The sequence below is a fragment of the Vreelandella songnenensis genome, assembly GCF_003002925.1.
Taxonomy (GTDB): Bacteria; Pseudomonadota; Gammaproteobacteria; order Pseudomonadales; family Halomonadaceae; genus Vreelandella; species Vreelandella songnenensis.
The window spans coordinates 739,357-759,363 of the sequence record NZ_PVTK01000001.1 but is presented as its reverse complement, the minus strand read 5'-3'; the positions used below and the strand labels follow the sequence as shown (position 1 = coordinate 759,363).

Annotated in this window: 20 protein-coding genes; 13 read left to right on the top strand and 7 right to left on the bottom strand. The window is 60.0% G+C overall.

The features are described from left to right. Nucleotides 1-13: 13 nt before the first annotated feature. The 4 genes from B0H98_RS03390 to B0H98_RS03375 all read right to left on the bottom strand — a co-directional run bounded on the left by B0H98_RS03390 (nt 14) and on the right by B0H98_RS03375 (nt 3,588). The gene (locus B0H98_RS03390) at nt 14-973 is read right to left on the bottom strand and encodes a bile acid:sodium symporter (protein ID WP_106373640.1); all 960 of its coding nucleotides are present in this window, start codon (nt 971-973) and stop codon (nt 14-16) included. A gap of 4 nt (nt 974-977) precedes the next feature. Further along, a complete protein-coding gene (locus tag B0H98_RS03385; protein WP_106373639.1) occupies nt 978-1,379 on the bottom strand; it encodes a fluoride efflux transporter FluC in 402 nt (133 codons plus the stop codon). Then, the gene (locus tag B0H98_RS03380; protein ID WP_106373638.1) at nt 1,376-1,762 is read right to left on the bottom strand and encodes a fluoride efflux transporter FluC; all 387 of its coding nucleotides are present in this window, start codon (nt 1,760-1,762) and stop codon (nt 1,376-1,378) included. The genes B0H98_RS03385 and B0H98_RS03380 overlap by 4 nt, the downstream gene beginning before the upstream one ends. A gap of 134 nt (nt 1,763-1,896) precedes the next feature. Then, nucleotides 1,897-3,588, bottom strand: coding sequence for a 2-isopropylmalate synthase (locus B0H98_RS03375; protein ID WP_106373637.1), 1,692 nt, complete (start codon nt 3,586-3,588; stop codon nt 1,897-1,899). Between the two features lie 264 nt (nt 3,589-3,852). Between B0H98_RS03375 and B0H98_RS03370 the strand changes: the two genes are divergently transcribed. Further along, a complete protein-coding gene (locus tag B0H98_RS03370) occupies nt 3,853-4,335 on the top strand; it encodes an Lrp/AsnC family transcriptional regulator (RefSeq protein WP_106373636.1) in 483 nt (160 codons plus the stop codon). Between the two features lie 71 nt (nt 4,336-4,406). Continuing rightward, a complete protein-coding gene (locus B0H98_RS03365; RefSeq protein ID WP_106373635.1) occupies nt 4,407-4,766 on the top strand; it encodes a RidA family protein in 360 nt (119 codons plus the stop codon). A 24-nt stretch (nt 4,767-4,790) separates the two neighbouring features. Here the strand turns inward: B0H98_RS03365 and B0H98_RS03360 are convergent, their stop codons facing one another. The 3 genes from B0H98_RS03360 to B0H98_RS03350 are packed head-to-tail and all read right to left on the bottom strand — an operon-like array spanning nt 4,791 to nt 10,014. Continuing rightward, nucleotides 4,791-5,645, bottom strand: coding sequence for a MurR/RpiR family transcriptional regulator (locus B0H98_RS03360; protein WP_106373634.1), 855 nt, complete (start codon nt 5,643-5,645; stop codon nt 4,791-4,793). Beyond that, nucleotides 5,645-7,405 carry an EAL domain-containing response regulator gene (locus B0H98_RS03355; RefSeq protein WP_106373633.1) on the bottom strand — a complete coding sequence of 587 codons (1,761 nt, stop codon included), beginning with the start codon at nt 7,403-7,405 and terminating at the stop codon, nt 5,645-5,647. Before B0H98_RS03355 ends, B0H98_RS03360 begins: the two co-directional genes overlap by 1 nt. Further along, complete coding sequence (locus tag B0H98_RS03350; RefSeq protein WP_106373632.1) at nt 7,402-10,014, bottom strand: ATP-binding protein; 2,613 nt, start codon at nt 10,012-10,014, stop codon at nt 7,402-7,404. The genes B0H98_RS03355 and B0H98_RS03350 overlap by 4 nt, the downstream gene beginning before the upstream one ends. A gap of 290 nt (nt 10,015-10,304) precedes the next feature. On the opposite strand from B0H98_RS03350, the gene B0H98_RS03345 reads away from it, so the two are divergent. The 11 genes from B0H98_RS03345 to alr all read left to right on the top strand — a co-directional run bounded on the left by B0H98_RS03345 (nt 10,305) and on the right by alr (nt 20,000). Further along, nucleotides 10,305-11,453, top strand: a complete 1,149-nt coding sequence (locus B0H98_RS03345; protein WP_106373631.1) for a GNAT family N-acetyltransferase — start codon at nt 10,305-10,307, stop codon at nt 11,451-11,453. Between the two features lie 93 nt (nt 11,454-11,546). After that, complete coding sequence (gene ftsB, locus B0H98_RS03340) at nt 11,547-11,900, top strand: cell division protein FtsB (protein WP_106373630.1); 354 nt, start codon at nt 11,547-11,549, stop codon at nt 11,898-11,900. Continuing rightward, entirely contained in the window at nt 11,897-12,601 is a 705-nt protein-coding gene (gene ispD / locus B0H98_RS03335; RefSeq protein ID WP_279628360.1) for a 2-C-methyl-D-erythritol 4-phosphate cytidylyltransferase, read from the top strand. The genes ftsB and ispD overlap by 4 nt, the downstream gene beginning before the upstream one ends. A 9-nt stretch (nt 12,602-12,610) precedes the next feature. After that, nucleotides 12,611-13,099: a 2-C-methyl-D-erythritol 2,4-cyclodiphosphate synthase gene (ispF, locus tag B0H98_RS03330; RefSeq protein WP_106373629.1), complete on the top strand. Its 489-nt coding sequence runs from the start codon at nt 12,611-12,613 to the stop codon at nt 13,097-13,099. Beyond that, on the top strand, nt 13,092-14,141 hold the full coding sequence (gene truD, locus B0H98_RS03325; protein ID WP_106373628.1) for a tRNA pseudouridine(13) synthase TruD: 1,050 nt from the start codon (nt 13,092-13,094) through the stop codon (nt 14,139-14,141). Before ispF ends, truD begins: the two co-directional genes overlap by 8 nt. Before the next feature lie 34 nt (nt 14,142-14,175). Beyond that, nucleotides 14,176-14,922, top strand: coding sequence for a 5'/3'-nucleotidase SurE (gene surE, locus B0H98_RS03320; RefSeq protein ID WP_106373627.1), 747 nt, complete (start codon nt 14,176-14,178; stop codon nt 14,920-14,922). Next, nucleotides 14,909-15,586 (top strand): protein-L-isoaspartate(D-aspartate) O-methyltransferase, encoded by a 678-nt coding sequence (locus B0H98_RS03315; RefSeq protein ID WP_106373626.1) that lies wholly within the window; start codon nt 14,909-14,911, stop codon nt 15,584-15,586. Before surE ends, B0H98_RS03315 begins: the two co-directional genes overlap by 14 nt. Then, nucleotides 15,583-16,542 carry a DUF368 domain-containing protein gene (locus tag B0H98_RS03310; RefSeq protein WP_106373625.1) on the top strand — a complete coding sequence of 320 codons (960 nt, stop codon included), beginning with the start codon at nt 15,583-15,585 and terminating at the stop codon, nt 16,540-16,542. Before B0H98_RS03315 ends, B0H98_RS03310 begins: the two co-directional genes overlap by 4 nt. Before the next feature lie 18 nt (nt 16,543-16,560). Further along, complete coding sequence (locus B0H98_RS03305; RefSeq protein ID WP_106373624.1) at nt 16,561-17,661, top strand: peptidoglycan DD-metalloendopeptidase family protein; 1,101 nt, start codon at nt 16,561-16,563, stop codon at nt 17,659-17,661. Between the two features lie 160 nt (nt 17,662-17,821). Next, the gene (rpoS, locus tag B0H98_RS03300) at nt 17,822-18,796 is read left to right on the top strand and encodes an RNA polymerase sigma factor RpoS (RefSeq protein WP_106373623.1); all 975 of its coding nucleotides are present in this window, start codon (nt 17,822-17,824) and stop codon (nt 18,794-18,796) included. Between the two features lie 103 nt (nt 18,797-18,899). Further along, nucleotides 18,900-20,000: an alanine racemase gene (gene alr / locus B0H98_RS03295; RefSeq protein WP_106373622.1), complete on the top strand. Its 1,101-nt coding sequence runs from the start codon at nt 18,900-18,902 to the stop codon at nt 19,998-20,000. Nucleotides 20,001-20,007 lie beyond the last annotated feature (7 nt).

Sequence of the window (20,007 nt, the reverse complement as noted above, 5' to 3'; positions counted from 1 at the left end):
GCGGCTTTTGCGTTCAAGGGCGCTTGGGTAGCAGCGTACCGGGTACCCAGCGCAGGAAAACGATCATGCCGAAAAGCTCGACCAGCGACTGAAAGACAATCACCACCACGGCTATCTGCAAGGCTTCCGGCAGGGCCAGGGCAACGGGCAGCATGACAAACGAGTTGCGCGTGCCAAAGCTGAAGGCCAGCGTCCGGGCGCTGGCGGTGGGGAGCCTGAACAGCCTGCCAAGGGTGCGGCCGAGCCAGCCGGCAAACAGCAGAAAGCCGATGAAGATAGGCATCACCTGCGCCATCACTGGATAAAGTCCGCTCAGACTGCTGACCTGAGAAGCGGCGATGATCAATACCACCAGGGCAAGCAGCGGTACGGGCAGCAGGCCCAGATGGTGGGTGGCACTCTTGATGCAAACGTGTCGGCTGCCCGCATGCTCGGTCAGCCAGGCCAGTGCCAGGGGCAGCAGGATAAGGCCCGCAAAGGCGCTCAGTAACGATGCGGAAAGCGCCCATTGAAACCACTCGGCGCCCAGGAAAAGCCATAGATAAGCAGGCAGGGCGATTATTTGTATCAGCAGCAGAAGCGGGGCGGCGGCAACGGCCTGAGGTGTATTGCCCTTTCCCAGATGGGTAAAACTGATAAACCAGTCGGTGCAGGGCACCAGAAGCACCAGCAATACCCCGGCCAATACCGCTGGGGAAAGCGGGAGCCAGAGTACGCAAAGCGCTAAAAAAGCCGGAATGGCGATAAAGTTACCCACCAGCAGCGCCACGATGAAGCGCCCATCGGTAACGCTGCGAGCAACACTAGGCAGCGGGATCTGAGTAAAGGTTGCGTAGAGCAGCAGGCCCAGAAGCGGCCACAGCAGCTGTTCAAACGCCTGTGCCAGGGCGGGTAGGTGAATACCCGTCACAAGCCCCAGGCCGATGCACGCCAGGTATAGCCAGCCCTGATGCTTTTCTAGCTGCGCACGCATGGCATTACTCTGCAGTGAAGCCGCGACGTGATGCCAGACGTTCGCCCGCCATGGCCGCCAGCAACCACAGTGGCAGGCTCACCAATACGTATAAAAGCCCCAGCCACGCTTGACCAAGCGTAATGAAATACAGTGATTCCAGGCTGAACACGGAAAACGTCGTAAAACCACCGCAAAAGCCAGCGACCAGAAACGGATGCCAGTGGGCAAGTTGGCCGCGGGGGGCGCGCAGCGCCGTAGCCGCTATCCAGCCAATCAGGCCTGAGCCCAGCACGTTCACGATAAGCGTACCCCAGGGAAAGTGGCTGCCGAGCACAGCCTGGGAGGCAAGAGAAACGCCGTAGCGCAGCACGCTGCCCAACCCGCTACCCAAGCCTACGGCCAGATAGGTTTTCAAGCTGTTCATGCATGGCCCCCTGCCAGTAGCCAGCCCAGCGCTGCCATGCTGATGCCAAGCAACAGCGTGGCGCTTATATTGAAAGCGGCGCGCCCTGCTTGACCGCCTTGCCATAGTTCAAGGGTCTGCAAGCTAAAAGAAGACACCGTGGTATAGCCACCCAGCAACCCCGCGACGGTAAACAGCCATAAGGCATCTGGGGTGCCTGGCACGCCCTGGCTACCCAGCAGCCATCCCGCTGCCAAGGCCCCCGTGGCATTGACCACCAGCGTACCCCAGGGAAACGCCTTGCCCAGCCAGCGCGCCACCACATTGGACATGGCAAATCTGCCCATTCCTCCTATCGCCCCGCCCAGCGCCACCAGCAGTACGTTCGCAATGCCCTGGCCCATGTTTCCTCCGTTTGCTGACTGAATACGTGTTCGACGAACCGGCGCTCGATTCTAGCACGTGGCTACAAGGCAAAAGAAAACGCCTTGCGTGGCAGGCCACGCAAGGCGTCGGTTCAATTATCCGCTATGGGTGCCTAGGCCGTCAGGGCATTGTCCTTTCGACTTGCCGCTGCTTTACTCGTGCTTAAGGTCTTGTTGATACCCGAAATAAGGGCCTTTAGAGAAGCGCTTACAGTGTCGCTGTCTTCAGCCACGGCGCAGATTCGCTGGCCATCGATATTGAGCTGCACGAAGGCAATGGCGTTGGCTTCGCTGTCGCCGCCCAGCGAGTGCTCGCTGTAATCGAGGATGCCCACCTTGACCCCGGAGTGTTTTTCCCAGGCATCGGTAAAGGAGGACATGGCGCCGTTGCCGGTGCCTGACAGGCGCAGGGTTTCGCTGCCCTGCCACAAAGTAACTTCGATGCCTTCACGCTGTCCCTTGGAGAGCTGGTAGTCCGCCAGCGACAGCGGCGCTTCCTGAGTGAAGTTATCGAACATCACCTGACGAATCATTTCGCTTGAAAGCTCGCTGGCGCGCTCCTCGCTCTCTTTTTGTACATAGGGGGCGAGGGCCAGCATCATCCAGCGTGGCAGATTGATACCGTAGTCGCGCTCCAGCAGGAACGCCATGCCGCCCTTGCCCGACTGGCTGTTGACGCGAATCACCGCCTGGTAGTCGCGGCCAATGTCGTGCGGGTCGATCGGCAGATACGCCACTTGCCAGGGCTCATCACTCTTCTGATGCTTGAGCGACTTGCGAATCGCATCCTGATGGCTTCCGGAAAACGCGGTGTACACCATCTCGCCCACCCAGGGGTGGCGCGGATGCATGGTAATACCGGTGCATTCTTGAACCACCTGAATGATTTCATCCGGGTTGGAAAGATCAAGCTGGGGGTCGATGCCCTGGCTGTAGAGATTCATGGCCAGCGTCACGATATCCATGTTGCCGGTACGCTCGCCGTTGCCCAGAAGCGTGCCTTCCACGCGGTCAGCGCCAGCAAGCAGGGCAAGCTCGGCGGAGGCCACCGCACCGCCCCGGTCGTTATGGGTATGCACCGAGATGATCACGCTGTCGCGACGGCTGATGTGCTGACAGAAATACTCGATCTGGTCGGCGTGGTGGTGAGGCCCTGCTACTTCCACCGTGGTCGGCAGGTTGAGAATGCACTTGTTCTCCGGCGTGGGCTGCCAGACATCCATGACGGCTTCGCAGATAGCCAGTGAGAAGTCGATTTCGGTGCTGGAAAAACTTTCTGGAGTGTATTCGAAACGCCAGGCGATATCTGGGTAGCGTTCGGCATACTGCTTGACCCAGGTAGCACCCTGAACGGCAATCTGGGTGATGCCCTCACGATCCATCTCAAACACCCGCTCGCGCTGAATGGTCGAGGTCGAGTTATACAGATGGACAATGGCGCGTTTGGCGCCCACCAGAGATTCGAAGGTCTTTTCAATCAGGTGTTCGCGGCACTGCACCAGCACCGCAATGGTCACGTCCTCAGGAATCTGGTTCTCGTCGATCAGCCAGCGCACGAAGTCATAGTCGGGCTGGCTGGCCGATGGAAAGCCTACCATCACTTCCTTGATACCCACCTTGATGATCTGGTGCCAGAAGCGCTGTTTCTGCTCAACGGTCATCGGTTCCAGCAGTGCCTGGTTGCCGTCACGCAGGTCTTCGCTCACCCAGATCGGAGCACGATCCAGATCACGGTCAGGCCATTGGCGGTCAAATGCAGGCACGCGCGGTGCTGGACGGTATTTTTGATGATCGAAAGCAGACATTGTTAGATTCCTGAGGATTGATGACTTGGAAAATTGGCCGCTTGTGGCGTAGGCCGGACTCGTTCATGCACGTGTATCGATACAGGCTCGTGGTTCAAGGCGCTGCACCATACCGTTTACCGCTTCTGGCAGTTTTCCCGCTTTTGGCAGTTTTCATAGTGTAACGGGTTTGCGGCGCTAGGTTGTTGCTAAAAAAGGCTAATAATGGCATTAATTGGCAGTATATTCTAAATAATCTTGTTTTCTTGGCAGAGGCTGCTTTTTATGTCGGTAACGCCGTTGACACTGGATCGCTTTGACCGGCAGATCCTGTCCGTTTTGCAGCAGGAGGGGCGGATCAGTAATCAGGAGCTTGCCGATCGTATCGGTCTTTCCGCCTCGCCCTGTCTGCGGCGGGTTCGCGCTCTGGAAGAGCACGGCCTGATCATGCAGTACCGCGCCGAGGTGGATGCTCGGCAGCTGGGTTTTCAGCTCATGGTACTGCTGCACATCGCCATGGACCAGCACACTTCAGAGCGGTTCGAGAACTTCGAGCGCCATATCCGCGAGATCCCCAACGTGATCGAATGCTTGATCATTACCGGCCAGGCGGCGGATTTCCAGTTAAAGATTCTGGTGCGCGACATGGACGACTACCAGCACCTGCTGCTGCACGTCATCAATCGGATCGAAGGCGTGACCGGGGCACACACAAGCTTTGTGCTGCGCCGGGTGTTCGAGCATCGCCCGGTGCCCACCGAGCGCTGAACAGACAGGCGTGGTCAGGCGCCTGCCAGGCGTTTACACTGCTTTTTTTCATGTCTGCAGTGGAGTGTCCCATGACCATCGAACGTCACGATACCAAAGCCCGTATGAGCCGCGCGGTGATTCATCAAGGAGTTGCTTACCTGTGCGGCCAGGTGGCCGGGCCGGAAGCGCGAAACGGCGATATCACCGAACAGACCCAGAGCATGCTGGCGCGCGTGGATGCGCTGCTGAAGGAGATTGGATCAAGCCGCGAACAGCTGCTCAGTGCCACCCTCTACCTGAAAGATGGCGACGATTTTGCCGCCATGAACGCCGTCTGGGATGCCTGGGTACCCGAAGGCCACGCCCCGGCGCGCACCTGTGTCTGCGCACCGATGCCGGCCGACGAGCTGAAAGTGGAAATTACCGTTACCACGGCGGTATCGGCGTAAACCTTGGTGGCTGACGCTTAAAGGCTAGCTATCCAGCGGAAAGCGGGTGTCGCGCAGGCTGTCCTTGATCTTCTTCAGGTGCGGCAGAAAACCTTCACCGCGACGCAGCGTGACCCCGGTCGCCAGCGCGTCTATCAGGGTGAGCTGGATCACCCGTGAGGTCATCGGCATATAGTGGTCGGTGTCTTCCGGGGTGGCGACCTCGAGTGTCGCGCTGCACGCCTGGGCAAGGGGGGAGGCCGGCGCGGTAATCCCCAGCACTACCGCGCCCGCTTCGCGCGCCACCCTGGCGATATCCACCAGTTCCCGGGTACGTCCGGTGTAGGAGATGATCACGACGACATCGCCGGTATGGCAGGCCGCCGCCACCATGCGCTGCATCAGTACATCCACATAGGCCATGACCGGCAGGTTGAAGCGGAAGAACTTGTGCTGGGCGTCCTGGGCGACCGCCCCCGAGGCACCCAGGCCGAAAAAGTGAATCTGTTTTGCCTGGGTGAGGTAGTCGACCATGCGCTCGACGGCGCCCATGTCGATAGCGCGCTGGGCTTCATCGAGAGCGGCAATGGTGGCGCCAAAAATCTTGTGCGTATACTGGGTGGCCGTGTCACCTGGTTCCACGGCGCGGGTCACGTAAGGCGTTCCCCCTGCCAGGCTCTGAGCGAGCTTGATCTTGAAATCCGGGTAGCCCTTGGCGCCAAAGTTGCGGCAGAACCGATTGACGGTCGGCTCGCTGACGCTGGCTGCCTGTGCAAGGCTTGCGATGCTTAAGCTGGTAGCCGCTGCCGGATCGTCCAGAATCACGTTAGCCACCTTGCGCTCGGAGCGGTTCAGCTCTTCTACGCGTTCGCGTAAGCGGTCAAGCAAGTCATGCGCCATCAAACAAGCTCCATGGCAGTAAGTGGGGGAAGCACCGGTGCCCAGTGGTTGCACCAGTCGATAAATTCATTGGCCGGTAGTGGGCGAGCATAATAGTAGCCCTGTGCCGCTTCGCAACCAATAGAGTGCAGATACGCCGCCTGAGCGGCGGTTTCGATGCCCTCTGCGACCACGTCACAGCCTACGGCGTGGGCCAGTTGAGTGATCATCACTGCCAGTTGACGATCCACCGGGTTCTTGTCGATATCCATCACGAAAGCACGGTCAATCTTGAGCGTCGAAAATGGCAGCGTCTTGATGTAAGCAAGCGATGAATGCCCGGTACCAAAGTCGTCGATGGCCACCGCCACGTTCATCTTGGCAAGTTGGGCCAGTTGGATACGCGCATTCTGCATGTCGCTCATCAACCCGGATTCGGTTACCTCAAGGGCAAAAAAGCGCTCGGGGATGCCGTATGCCGCCAGCCGGTCCAGCAGCCGCTGGGCAAAATCCCGGCGTGTCAGCTGCCTTGCCGCCACGTTCACCGCCACATGAAAGCGGTCATTGAGCAGGCCCTGTTTTCGCCATGTCACGATATGCTGCATGGTTTCTTCAAGTACCCAGTCGCCAATGGCCAGAATATCACCGCTGGCCTCGGCCAGGGGAATAAAATCCGCCGGCGAGATATGCCCAAGTTCGGGATGATGCCAGCGTAGCAGCGCCTCGGCGCCAATGATCTCCTGGGTGAGCAGAGATATCTTGGGCTGAAACGCCAGCGACATCTCGCCGCGCTGGGTGGCGCCACGAATAGCCTGCTGAAGTCTAAGCCGGTGGCGCTGCTGGGCCTCAAGGGCTTCGCTGTAGCTCTGTATGCGCTGGGGAGTGTCCTGTGGCAGCGCCAGGGCGGCCATGTGAACTAGCCGTTCGATATTGAAGCTTCCCGTGGTCCAGCTGATGCCGATACGCGCGTCTAGCGGAATCAGCAGGTCGTCCAGCGCCTGGTCGTGTTCGAAAAAGCTGAGTAACTGCGTGGCCAGCCGTTCCAGCGTTTGCTGGTCGGCGCTGCGGGTAATCAGCAAGAGTTCGCTGCCGCCCCACAGGCCAAGAATGCAGTTACTGCTCAGCTGCGAGCATAGCGTCCGGCTGATATGGCCAACCAACTGGTCGGCAATGCGATACCCATGTAAACGAATCGCCTCATCGAGATGGTCGAGCGCGATAAACAAAAGCCCGGTGTCGGCAGCACCGAGGGAGGCTTCGCGCAGCGCCTGCATCAAACCACGGCGGTTGGGCAACTGGGTAATGGGGTCGGTACGCGATTGGCGGTCCAGCTCCTGAGTTCGCTTGGCGACCATGCGCTCAAGGGTTTCGGCCTGCTGGTCGCGTACCTGGTAGCGGTGCTCGAGGCGCAACGTGTTGCGAATGCGCTGAAGGACTTCGTCGTGGTTGAACGGTTTGGTAATAAAGTCGCGCACGCCCAGGTTGAGCGCCCGGTGGCGCGTTTCGTCGTCAATTTGTGCCGTGAGTACGATGACGGGCGGCATCTGGTGCAGAAAACGTTCTTGCAGCAGGCTGAACAATGCATAGCCGTCAAGGTAAGGCATACGAATATCAAGCAGCAGCAGATCAGGTTTGTGCTGTTCGCAGTAGGCAAGTACCTCGCGCGGGTCGCTTACGCCGTGCACGTTGGTAAAGCCGTGATCATCCAGCAGGTCAAGCAGAAGCTCTACGTTGACGGGGTTGTCATCTACCACCAGCAGGTGCTTATCGGCTAGGTTCATGGCGATTTCTCCGGCGCTAGGGTAATGAACTTGGTCAGCGTCGCGATAAGCCGGTCGATATCCAAGGGCTTGGTCAGATAAGCATCGAAGCCCGCGGCCAGGCCGTGCGTAATATCGCGCTCCATGGCGTTGGCCGATAGGGCAATCACGTAGATGCCGCGCAGCTGGGCATCTTTCTGGATGACGTCAAGCGCCTGAAAGCCGCTCATTCCCGGCAGGTGAATATCCATCAGCACCACATCCGGCGGCGACTGGCGCATCAGCTCCAGGCCGATTTCGGCACTGGGCGCAATCAGCAGCTTGAGTTCGTCGATCTCGTCAACGATATCTTCCATAAGACGCTGATTGGTTGGGTTATCTTCAATATAGAGCAGGGTATAGGCGCGCGGGTTATCCAGAGCAAGGCTCGCACTGTCGCTGCTTGAACGGCTGCTCTCGAGCGCGGCCGGGTTGGCTCGCGGAAGCGTGAACCAGAATGTGGCGCCGTGCCCAGGCTGGCTGTCAACGCCAATTCGCCCATTCATGCGCTCGATCAGTTGGCGCGTAATGGCAAGGCCGATGCCCGTGCCTTCAATGGCCCCATGCTCGGCGTCCAGGCGATTGAAGGGTTCGAACAGCTCATGATGGCGCTCGGGGGCGATGCCCAGGCCGGTATCGGTCACGTTGATGCGCACATTCTCGCCCACAAGTTCGGCGGATAGCGTGATGGAGCCGCTGGCGCTGTTGTACTTGATAGCGTTGGAAAGCAGGTTCAACAGCACCTGCTTGGTGCGCGTGTAGTCTGCCGCAACGTGTAGTCTGGTCGAAAGCGGGGGGCGCACCAAGGTGATGTTGGCCGCTTCCATGTTTGCTTCCAGGGTCAGGCAGGCGTCGTCGAGCAGGCTTTCAAGCGGCAGCGGCTCGATGGAAAAAGCCATTTTTCCGGCCTCTATCTTGGCCAGGTCCAGCACTTCATTGATGAGGCTCAGCAGGTGCTGACCGCTTTTTTCGATCTGATTGACCTGACGCTGCTGCTTGCTGCTCAGTGGCTCGCGGCGGCCCTTGCTCAGAAGCTGGGAAAATCCGATGATGGCGTTGAGCGGTGTGCGCAGCTCGTGGCTCATGGAGGAGAGAAATTCGCTCTTGGCGCGGTTGGCCTTTTCCGCCTGATCGCGGGCCGCACTCAAATCCTGGGTTACCTGCTCGCGTTCGGCCATCTGGCGATAAAGATTGATCAGCAGGGCGCAGGTATCGGTGAAGGGCTGCAGCCAGCCAAGCAGCGCGTGGTCCAGGGGCTGCTTGCTGTTGGCAATCGCGTACATGCCGATCAGGCGTTTACCGTTGTAGATCGGCACGCCCAGAAAGTTGTTGAGATGCGGATGCCCGGGTGGAAAGCCTCCGTGCTGGGTGTGCGTCAGCACATCGTCGGTCATGACCACCTCGCCGAAGGCGAACACTCGGCCCAGCAGCGAGTGGGGGTTGGTCAACGTCATGTCGCCGCTGCGCAGGCGCTCCATCAGAACCCGTGATTCAGCGTTCCAGGAAAGGTCGGTAAGCGCATGTATCTTGAGCGTATTGGTAGTATCTGATGGCAGCACCTCGCCAATCAGCGCATAGTCGCTGTCGGTCAGCTCACGCAGGGCTTCCATCAGGAAAGCCCATAAGCGCTCGCCCGACATCAGTGCTTGATAATCCGTGATTCCCTGATGCAACACCTTAAGTAGGCTCTGTTCTTTTTGGATACGTTGATTGGCCGTTTGAATATGGCGCAAGTCCGTTAAAATACCCAAAAACTCAATCACTTCGCCTTGATCATTGGGGATAGCGTTGATGGCCAGATGGACGGGTATGTAGTGGCCGTGCTTGTGCTGTGCATCTACTTCGCGGCCGCGCCCCATGACAGAGGATGCACTGCCGGAAAGGTAGCGGCTAATAAAGCTATCATGTTGGGACGCGATATCCGTCGGTGTGAGCATGGCTACGTTATTGCCAATGAGCTCACTCTCGGTATAGCCCAAAAGCTTAAGGGCAAAAGGGTTCACGGCAATAATGGTACCGCTTTGATCTATACGCACCTTGCCGGTCGCGCTTTTAGTGAACAGCGCCTCAAAGCGACGCGCTGTGCTGCTTAGACGCTCTTTTAAGGTGTACTGGCGCAGAAGCTCTTCAACCTGGTGTGCCAGACCTTCAAGAATGCGCTGTTCGCGCGCTGAAAAACTTCGTGGCTCGCGGCCAATAATACACAGCGTGCCAACGGGTAGACCGTCGTGTGGGCGTATAGGAAAACCCGCATAAAAACGAATAAACGGTCCGTTACTCACCAGTGGGTTATCAATAAAACGCGTGTCCGTATGCGTATCTTCAACCACCAAGGGGGCGTCATGAATAATGGCATGGGCGCAGAAGGAAACTTTGCGCTCCGTTTCCCTGTTCGCCAGACCTAAATGTGATTTAAACCATTGACGTTCCTTATCGATCAGCGAGACAAGGGCGATAGGAACATCAAAAATTTCACGTGCCAGCTGTGTGATGCGATCAAAGGTCGCTTCAACGGGCGTGTCAAGAATATTCAGAGCATGCAAGGCCGCAAGGCGTTGTGCTTCGTTTTGAGGCTTGTCAGCGGCTTGCATCGGGTTTCCAAATGAAAAAACAGGTAAATTAACTTATCTAAATATCGGACGTTAGTACGCAAGCTTTAATCCGCTCGCCATAATTTTATTGTCTCGATACGGTCAAGACCGATGTTCTATCGCTAGCTCCCTGTTTAGCCTGCTAAAACAGGAAAGCATCTATGATAAGCGTCCATGCCGATTTCGCCTACGCTGCCAACGGCTAGAGGTCGTGAAGTTAGGTAGTGGGTTAAATGCTAAAGTAGGCGGCAGACGAACGGATGCCACCGCTATGCTTTCTGGGAGATACCATGTCTGTGTGCCCGCTAAGACGCTCTACGCTATCCGCCATGGAAGACATTGAAGCAGGCCAGTGGGATAACCTGGTGGGGCGCGACCAGCCGTTTCTGCGTCATGCGTTTTTGAATGCCCTGGAAGTCAGCGGCTCGGTTTGCCCTGACACCGGCTGGGAGCCGTGCCATGTGTGCATCTGGCAGGGGGAGGCGCTGGTCGGAGCGCTGCCCATGTACCGCAAGCACCACTCCTATGGAGAGTATGTCTTCGACTGGGGCTGGGCCGAGGCGTTTGAGCGCGCCGGCGGTGCGTACTATCCCAAGCTGCTCAGCGCCATCCCGTTTACCCCGGTGCCGGGGCCGCGCACGTTAATCGCCCCGCAGGCGGATGCCGGTGCCGTTCGTGCTGCGCTGGCACTGGCCTGGCAAGCAAGTAGCCAGTCGCCCTCGCTGTCCAGTTGGCACCTGCTGTTTGCCGACGAGAACGATGTCAGCGCCTGGCAGGCGCAGTTTCCCGAGCTGATTGCCCGGGAGGGCGTTCAGTTTCAGTGGCAGGATGATGGCTTTGGCGACTTTGACGGGTTCCTGACAAGCCTTACCTCCAAGCGGCGCAAGATGATCAAGCGCGAACGGCGGCTCGTGGCCGATCAGGACATAAGCCTCAAGCGCCTTGAGGGCCATGAGATTACGCCTGAAGCGATGGCACACTTCTACCGCTGCTACGCCATTACCTATCACGAGCGTGGCCGGGCGCCTTATCTCAACCAGGCCTTTTTCAATCAGTTGCGCCACACCATGCCCGACGCGCTCATGCTGGTACAGGCCCACATAGACGGTCAGCCGGTGGCCACGGCGCTCTATTTTCGTGGCGAGCAGACACTTTATGGCCGCTACTGGGGCAGTGAGGTGGTCGCCGACTGCCTGCATTTCGAAGCCTGCTACTACCAGGGCATCGAGTACTGCCTCGAGAAGGGGCTGTCGCGTTTCGACCCCGGCACTCAGGGCGAGCACAAGCTGGTGCGTGGTTTTGCCCCCCAGCGGGTGCGTTCGCTGCACTATATGGTGCACCCAGGGCTTGCCGCGGGGGTTGCGCGATTTTGCGCGGAAGAAGGCGCCCACGTGCTGGCCTACCGGGAAGCGGCGTTTCAGGCGCTGCCTTTCAAGTGATCTGCGGCTCGCTGATGGTGCGCCATGATGGCATAATGCGCGCCGTTACTGCGGGTCTTGCACGCCCGCTTATTTATTCTTGGGAGATCGGTGATGCACAAGTGGCTGGTAGTGGCACTGCTTGGCGTGCTGGGCTTGCTCCAGTATACGCTGTGGCTGGGCAATGGCGGCTGGCGCGACCTGCAGGTGGTCGAGCAGCGTGTGGCCGTTCAAGAAGCCGACAATCTGCCCATGCGCGAGCGCAACGCCCGCCTGGCGGCTGAGGTTACCGATCTCAAGACCGGCCTCGACGCCATCGAAGAGCGCGCCCGCAGCGATATGGGCATGGTGCGCAGTGACGAGCAGTTCTTCTGGGTGCCGGGCGTGGCGATCGCCACCGAGCTTCTAGGCATCAACGCAGGCCTGGTTACCCAGCCAAGCTTTGGCCGCGAGCGGCCGACCCCGTGAGTGCGGATACAACGCTCTGGCTGATCGTGCCTGCCGCTGGGCAGGGGCGCCGCATGGGGGCGGATAAACCCAAGCAGTATCTGACACTTGGCGAGCAGCCCATTCTGGCCCATACCCTGGCGCGGCTTTATCAGGCCTTCCCCGAGGCGACGCTGGTGCTCTGCCTGGACAGCGACGACCGCTGGTTTCAGCCCGAGTGGGTGCCGTTTGCCCGCTGGCAGCGGGTCAGCGGCGGTAACGAGCGCATGGACAGCGTGCTGAACGCGCTGGAGGCGATAGCGGCCCAGGATGATGACATCGTCATGGTTCACGATGTGGCCCGGCCGTGTATTACCCCCGCTGACCTGCACGCCCTTTACCAGGCGGCAAGCAGCCACCCAGGCGGCGCGCTTCTGGCCATGCCGGTAGCCGACACCATGAAACGCGCCGGCGCCGGGCAGCAGAGTATCCACACCGAGCCCCGCGACGGGCTTTGGCATGCGCTGACGCCTCAGGGGTTTCGCTATGCGCTGCTGCGCCAGGCGCTTCAGAGCGCACGCGGCGATGCGCGCCTGGTGACCGATGAAGCCTCGGCAGTAGAAGCGCTGGGCGAGCAGCCGCTGCTGGTCAGCGGGCGACGCGACAACCTGAAGGTCACCCATCCGGATGACCTGGCCCTGGCCGGTGCCATTCTGACCGCGCAACTTGATCAGTTAACCTAGGAGAGCCCAATGCGAATTGGCCATGGATTTGACGTACACCGTTTTGGCCCCGGCGATCATCTGATGATTGGCGGCGTCAAGGTGCCGTTTTCGCAGGGGTTTGTCGCCCACTCTGATGGCGATGTGCTACTGCATGCGATCAGCGATGCGCTGCTGGGGGCCTGCGCGCTGGGCGATATCGGCCACCACTTTCCGGATACCGATCCCGAATGGAAGGGCGCTGACAGCCGTGCACTGCTGCGCCACGTCATGGGGCTCGTTCAGGCAAGGGGCTGGGGCGTCGTCAATCTGGACGCCACGCTCATGGCCCAGGCGCCCAAGATGGCGCCGCATATCGAGCCGATGCGTAAAGCCATTGCCGATACGCTGGGCGTGGCGCTGGATCAGGTCAACGTCAAGGCAACGACCACCGAGCAGCTTGGCTTCACCGGCCGGGGCGAAGGCATTGCCGCTGAGGCCGTGGTGCTGCTGGGCCGCGCCGAGGCGCTCAATGAGTGAATTACCCCGCTGGCAGCGCTGCCTGGATGCCACGTTGGGCGCGCCCAAACCGGGCCAGTACCGCGCCCGGCCGGAAGACTTCCTGGTCGATGAGCAGCTTGATTTCACCCCGGAAGCTCACGGTGAGCACCTCTGGCTGCGGCTTGAGAAGCGTAACCAGACCACGCTTGATGTGGTAAGAAGCCTCAGCCGAATCTGTGGCGTTACCCCGCGAGATATTGGCTACTCCGGCATGAAGGATCGCATCGCCGTGACTCGCCAGTGGCTGAGCGTGCACCTGCCGGGGCGCGACGCGCCGGGCGAGCTGGACGCCTCGCTTGAGGCGCTGGGTATCAAGGTGCTGGAAAAAGCCCGCCATCCGCGTAAATTGAAGCGTGGTGTGCATCGCACCAACGGCTTTATCCTGCGCTTGACCGGCGAGGCTGTGCAGGCTGAGGATTTCGAGCGCCGCTGGCAGGCTCTTTGCGAGCACGGTGTGCCCAACTATTTCGGTCCGCAGCGCTTTGGCTCTGAGGGGCGCAACCTGCAGCGCGCCCAAGCGCTGCTGGCAAGGGGCTGGCGCAAGCGTGACGACCGCCAGGGGATGATGCTTTCCACGGCGCGCAGCTTTCTGTTCAACGAGCTTTTAAGCGCCCGACTGGCCGACGGCACCTGGAACCGGCCCATCGCAGGCGATACGCTGATGCTGGAAGGCACGCAAAGCGTCTTTACCATCGACGCTACCGATGGCAACCTGCTGGCCCGCGCCGAAGCGCTGGACGTGCACCCCACGGGCGTACTCTGGGGTGTTGGAAGCGGCGGGGCTGAGGCACAGAGCAAGGCGGCGGCCCATGAAGCACAGCTGCCACGCCGGCACCCGGCCCTGTGCGAAGGCCTTGAGAAAAGCGGTGTAAAAAGCGCACGTCGCGCCCTGCGTATGCGCTTGACCCAGCCTCAGCTGCGCTGGGAGCCAGAGGGCGTGCTACTCTCGTTTGCGCTGCCCCGCGGCAGCTTTGCCACCGCTGTGATCGGTGAGCTGATTGACCACCCAGACATGGCGTAAGCCGCCAGACTGCGCTGACTGACAAGGAGACTCCATGCGGCGACTGCTGCTTTCCAATGATGACGGCGTTCACGCGCCGGGGTTGAAGGCGCTGCATGACGCCTTGGAAGCTCATGCCAATCTGCGCGTGGTGGCCCCGGACCGCGATCGTAGCGGAGCGAGCAATTCGCTGACGCTGTCGCGGCCGCTTTCGTTGACCGCGCTGGATAACGGGTTTTACAGCGTTGACGGCACCCCCGCCGACTGCGTTTACCTGGGGGTCAACGGTATCTGGGACGAGCGCCCGGATCTGGTAATCTCCGGCATCAATCACGGCAGCAATCTGGGCGACGACGTGCTCTATTCAGGTACCGTGGCCGCGGCCATGGAAGGGCGCAACCTGGGCATGACCGCCATTGCGATGTCGCTATGCGGCCATCGTCACTTTGCCACGGCGGCGCAAGTGGCGGCCAGCCTGATCGGCGCCGCCGACCGGCTTTCTCTGCCGCCCAGAACGCTCTTGAACGTCAACGTGCCGGACGTACCCTGGGAGGCGATCAAGGGATTCAGAGTGACCCGCCTTGGCTATCGCGGGCCTGCGGAAAAGCCGCTGCCCGTTGAAGACCCGCGTGGGCGCACGCGCTACTGGATTGCCCCGGTGGCCGCCAACGCCGATGATGGCGACGACACGGACTTTGCCGCCATCGAGGCAGGCTATGTGTCGATTACCCCGTTGCAAACCGACCTGACGCGCCACCCGGCGCGCAGTGATGTGCAGGACTGGCTGGATGCCTTTGCCTGAGCTCTCCTCGACCGAGCGACGCGGGCGAGGGATGACCTCGCAGCGTACGCGGGACCGCATGGTCGACCGCCTGATCGAGCAGGGCATTCGGCATCCGCAGGTGCTGGAGGTCATGGCCTGCGAGCCCAGGCATCTATTTGTTGATGAAGCCCTTGCCCACCGCGCCTATGAGGATACCGCGCTGCCCATCGGCTTTGGGCAGACGCTCTCTCAGCCGCTCACGGTTGCCCGGATGACCGAACTGGTGGTTCGCGCCAACCCGCGCCGAGTACTGGAGGTCGGGACGGGCTCGGGCTACCAGACGCTGATTCTGTCGCGTCTGGTCAAGGAGCTTTACTCCATTGAACGTATTTACGCGCTGCATGAGCGCGCCAGCGAGCGGTTGTGGCGTCTGGAGGCCGAGGCGGCTCTGACGGTAGCCGATGGCGGCGAGGGCTGGCCGGAGGCGGCGCCCTTCGACGTCATCCTGCTCACCGCCTGCGCCCAGACGCTGCCGGAAGTACTGCTGGAGCAGCTGACCCGTGACGGCGTATTGATTGCGCCCCTGGAAGAACCAGATGGCAGCCAATGGCTTACCCAGATCAAGCGCATTGGCGGTGCCTTTGAAAAGCGTCGGCTTGAGCCCGTTCGTTTTGTACCTTTGTTGCAAGGAGTGGTGGATTGAAGCGTAAATCCTTGGGAATTTTTTTGAAGGGCGCCGGAATGGGCGCCGCAGATGCCGTGCCCGGGGTGTCAGGGGGCACGATTGCCTTTATTACCGGCATCTATGAAGAGTTGATCAACACCATCAAGCAGTTTGGCCCTGGGGCGCTGGTGGCGCTTTATCGTGGCGGTTTCAAGGCGCTGGCCATTCACCTGAACCTGGCGTTTTTGATTCCACTTTTGGCTGGCGTGGCCATCAGTCTGGTCAGCGTGGCGCACCTGGCGCTGTGGCTGATGGAAGCACACCCGCTGCTGCTGGACGGATTTTTCTTCGGCCTGGTGGCGGCGTCTGCGCTGGTGGTCGGCCAGGCCGGTGATCGCTGGCGGATCTGGTATATTCTTCCCCTGCTGGTCGGGCTGTTTCTTGCTCATATGCTGCCAGGTCTGATGCCGTTGGTGCTGATGCTGGGCAATGAGGCCATGGTGATCATGGTCGCCGGCTGTATCGCTATCAGCGCCATGCTGCTGCCGGGCGTGTCGGGCAGCTTTTTGTTGCTCACCATGGGACTCTACGGCACGATTATGGGGGCTATCCGCAGCTTCGATATCACCATCATTGCGCTGTTCGGCGTAGGGTGTGTGGTGGGGCTTGCATTGTTTTCGCGTCTGTTATCCTGGCTGTTGAAACGCCACCATGGCTTTACGCTGCAGCTGCTGCTGGGCTTCATTGTCGGCTCATTGCCGATTCTATGGCCATGGCGGGAACTGTTACGCTATCAGATTGGGCCGGAGGGGCAGATGATTCCGCTGGCCTATCGCTATTTACTGCCGGATGATTACACGATGCTGACCGGCGCCTCCGCCCAGGTCATGGGAGTGGTGGCTCTGATGGTGCTCGGTGCGCTGCTGGTGGTGCTACTTAATCGCCGTTCAGCAAGAACGATAACGACTCATTCAACAGATACCGCACAGCGCTGAAAAAGGAGTAGGGTTTGCATGCGTAAAGTCTTCATGATGTCAGCGTTGGTGTTGGCCATTAGCGGCTGTGCCAATCAGCAACATAACACCCCACAGGTACGCGATTTAAGCGAAGCGCGCCGCGCGGTGGAAAACTCACCCCAATATACGGTGAAAGCGGGCGATACGCTCTACGGCATTGCCTGGCAGCATAATCTGGATTACCGCCAGCTGGCGGCCATGAACAGTATCGATGCGCCTTACCAGATCCACCCGGGCCAGACGATTACCCTGCGTGCTGGCGGAGCGGCCAATACCGCCCAGGCAAGTGCACCGGCCCAGCCCCAGGCGGCCGGACGCAGTGAATCACGCGGTGTGGTGGCCACCGGGCTGCGGCCGCAGGCCACGGCAGTGGCAAGCAACGACCAGGAACTTGACTGGCTGCTGCCCGATGAGTCCGCCATCGAGCGCAATCAACGCCTGAATGCCGAGCATAAATCCGCCGAAACGCCCGACCGCCAAGCCGTTGCCAGCGCTCAGGAAGTTGCTGCCAATAATGATCGCCCGGCCGAGCCGCCAGCGGCAAGCGAGCCTGAAGTAGTCGCGGCCGCCGAGCCCGAAACGCAAGCTTCGAAACCCGAAGCTCGCCAGGAGCCGGCGCGCGAGCCAGCGGAACAGGCGGTTGCACAATCGGCAACTCCGGCGGCAACGCCGCCTGCACCACAGGCACGGGTTGACCGTTCGTCGCGTACCTTCACGCCTGCCGAGACGATCAACTGGCAGTGGCCTGCCAATGGCCAGGTGACCGGCAAGTTTGGCGAAGGGGATTCGATTACCGCCGGGATTGATATCGCCGGACAAAAGGGGCAACCTGTTAAGGCAGCTGGCCCTGGAATCGTCGTGTATGCAGGCAGTGGCGTACGTGGCTACGGTAATCTCATCTTGCTCAAGCATAACGATCAGTTCTTGAGCGCCTACGCCCATAACGATAGTTTGAGCGTCAGCGAAAACGACGTGGTCGAGGCAGGTGAAGTCATTGCCACCATGGGTAACAGCGATGCAGAAAGTGTCAGGCTGCACTTCGAAGTGCGCCGCGACGGACAGCCGCAGGATCCCCTGAACTTTCTGCCCTCACGCTAACCACACGCACCAACCGGATAAACGAACAGTTAAGCTTTCTTGAATCGGCATGCATATTGCCGGTTCAAGCGAATAATAATAACGGTACGGCGCATGGAAAATGCGGCTACCTTTCATTTTTTTGAAAAAGGCGGGCAGGCGATACTACGGGGGTAAGACCATGAGTATGCTGGAGAAGGATCTACAGGAGGTTGACCTGGATGCTGCCGAAGAAGCGTTGGATAACGCTGATGATGATGTTGCAGTGGAAGAGGATGCCTTTGAAAAAGCATTAGGGCGAGAGGATCGACAGTCGACTCAGAGCTTGGATGCCACACAAATTTACCTCAATGAAATAGGATTTTCGCCACTACTGACGCCTGAAGAGGAAGTCTATTACGGACGCCTGGCGCGCAAGGGAGACCCGCTTGGCCGTTCGCGGATGATCGAGTCCAACCTGCGCCTGGTCGTCAAGATTGCGCGGCGCTACCTCAACCGGGGGCTAACGCTGCTGGATCTGATCGAAGAGGGGAACCTGGGGCTAATTCGCGCCGTCGAGAAGTTCGATCCGGAACGCGGGTTTCGCTTCTCGACCTACGCTACGTGGTGGATTCGTCAGACCATTGAGCGTGCGCTGATGAACCAGACGCGCACCATTCGTCTGCCGATTCACGTGGTGAAGGAGCTCAATATCTACCTGCGGGCAGCTCGTGAGCTGACCCAGAAGCTTGACCATGAAGCGACAGCGGAAGAGATCGCCGAGCATCTCGACAAGCCCGTGGAGACGGTCAAGAAAATGCTGGGCCTCAATGAGCGGGTCTCCTCGGTGGATTATCCGATGGGCGGTGAAAGTGACAAGCCGCTGATCGATACGCTGGCCGATGACGACGTGCAGGGCCCGGAAGGTAGTCTGGTAGATGGTGACGTGCGCGAGCATGTCGATCTCTGGCTCGACGAGCTGAGCGAAAAGCAGCGTGAAGTGGTGGTACGCCGTTTCGGGCTACGCGGTCATGAAGCCGCCACGCTTGAAGAAGTGGGCGCAGAGATTGGCCTGACCCGCGAGCGCGTTCGCCAGATTCAGGTAGAGGCGCTGAAGAAGCTGCGCCGTTCGCTTGAAAAGCAGGGGCTGTCGATGGAAGCTATCTTCGAAAGCTGACCCAGTGACGGGCCATCACCCCTTGACGCACCGAGTTCATGCTCGGTGCGTTGCTGTCAGGGGGAAGGTTCCGGTAAATGATTATCCACAAGCGAGAGATGTGATGCGCCCGTTAGTGGCCCATATCGATTTGGACGCGCTGCGTCATAATTACCAGTTGGCGTGCCGCTGCGCTCCCGAGAGCCGCTCACTGGCGGTAATCAAGGCCAACGCTTACGGTCATGGGGCCGTGGCCTGTGCCCAGGCGCTGGAAAGCCAGGTGCCGGCGTTTGGCGTGGCGTGCATCGAAGAGGCGCTTGCCTTGCGCGAAGGCGGCATTACCAAGCCCATTGTGCTGCTGGAAGGCTTCTTTGATGCCGAGGAGCTGCCGCTGGTGGATCGCCACCGATTTTGGGTAGCCGTGCACAGCGCGTGGCAGGTAGACGCGCTGTTGGCTTTCTCGCCCAGCCAGCCGATTCCGGTATGGCTTAAGGTTGATTCAGGCATGCACCGGCTGGGCTTTGAACTGGAACAAGCGGCCTGCGTCTGGCAGCGCCTCTCCACGGCCCCGCAGGTCGCTGACCTGCATCTGATGAGCCATTTCGCAACGGCAGATGCCGGCGACGGCACGTATTTCACCCGGCAGATGCAGCACTTGCAGGCACTGGCCGGCGCGCTTGAAGCACCACTTTGCCTGGCCAACTCTCCGGCTACGCTGGCCTGGCCGGCCGCCCACGGCGACTGGAATCGCCCGGGCATCATGCTTTACGGCAGCGACCCGCTGGAGATCGCCAGCGACACCACCCGAAAGCTGCGTCCGGTCATGAGCCTGCGCTCGGAAATCATCGCCCTGCGCGAGCTCGATGAAGGCGAGCCGGTAGGTTATGGCGGCCGCTGGCGTGCCCCGCGCCGCTCGCGCATAGCGGTGGTGGCTGCCGGTTACGGCGACGGTTACGACCGCCACGCCGCCGATGGCACGCCGGTGCTGGTCAACGGCCAGCGCTGTGCCATTGCCGGCAAGGTCTCCATGGACATGCTGACCGTGGACGTGACCGATATCGAAGACGCCGCGATCGGCAGCGAAGTGGTGCTCTGGGGCACTGCCAGCAACGGCGCGGTGCTGCCGGTTGATGAGGTGGCGCGCTACTGCGATACCATCAGCTATACCCTGTTAACCGGCGTATTACCGCGCGTACCCCGGCGCTATCAGGCGCCCTCAGTCTAGGTTGTAC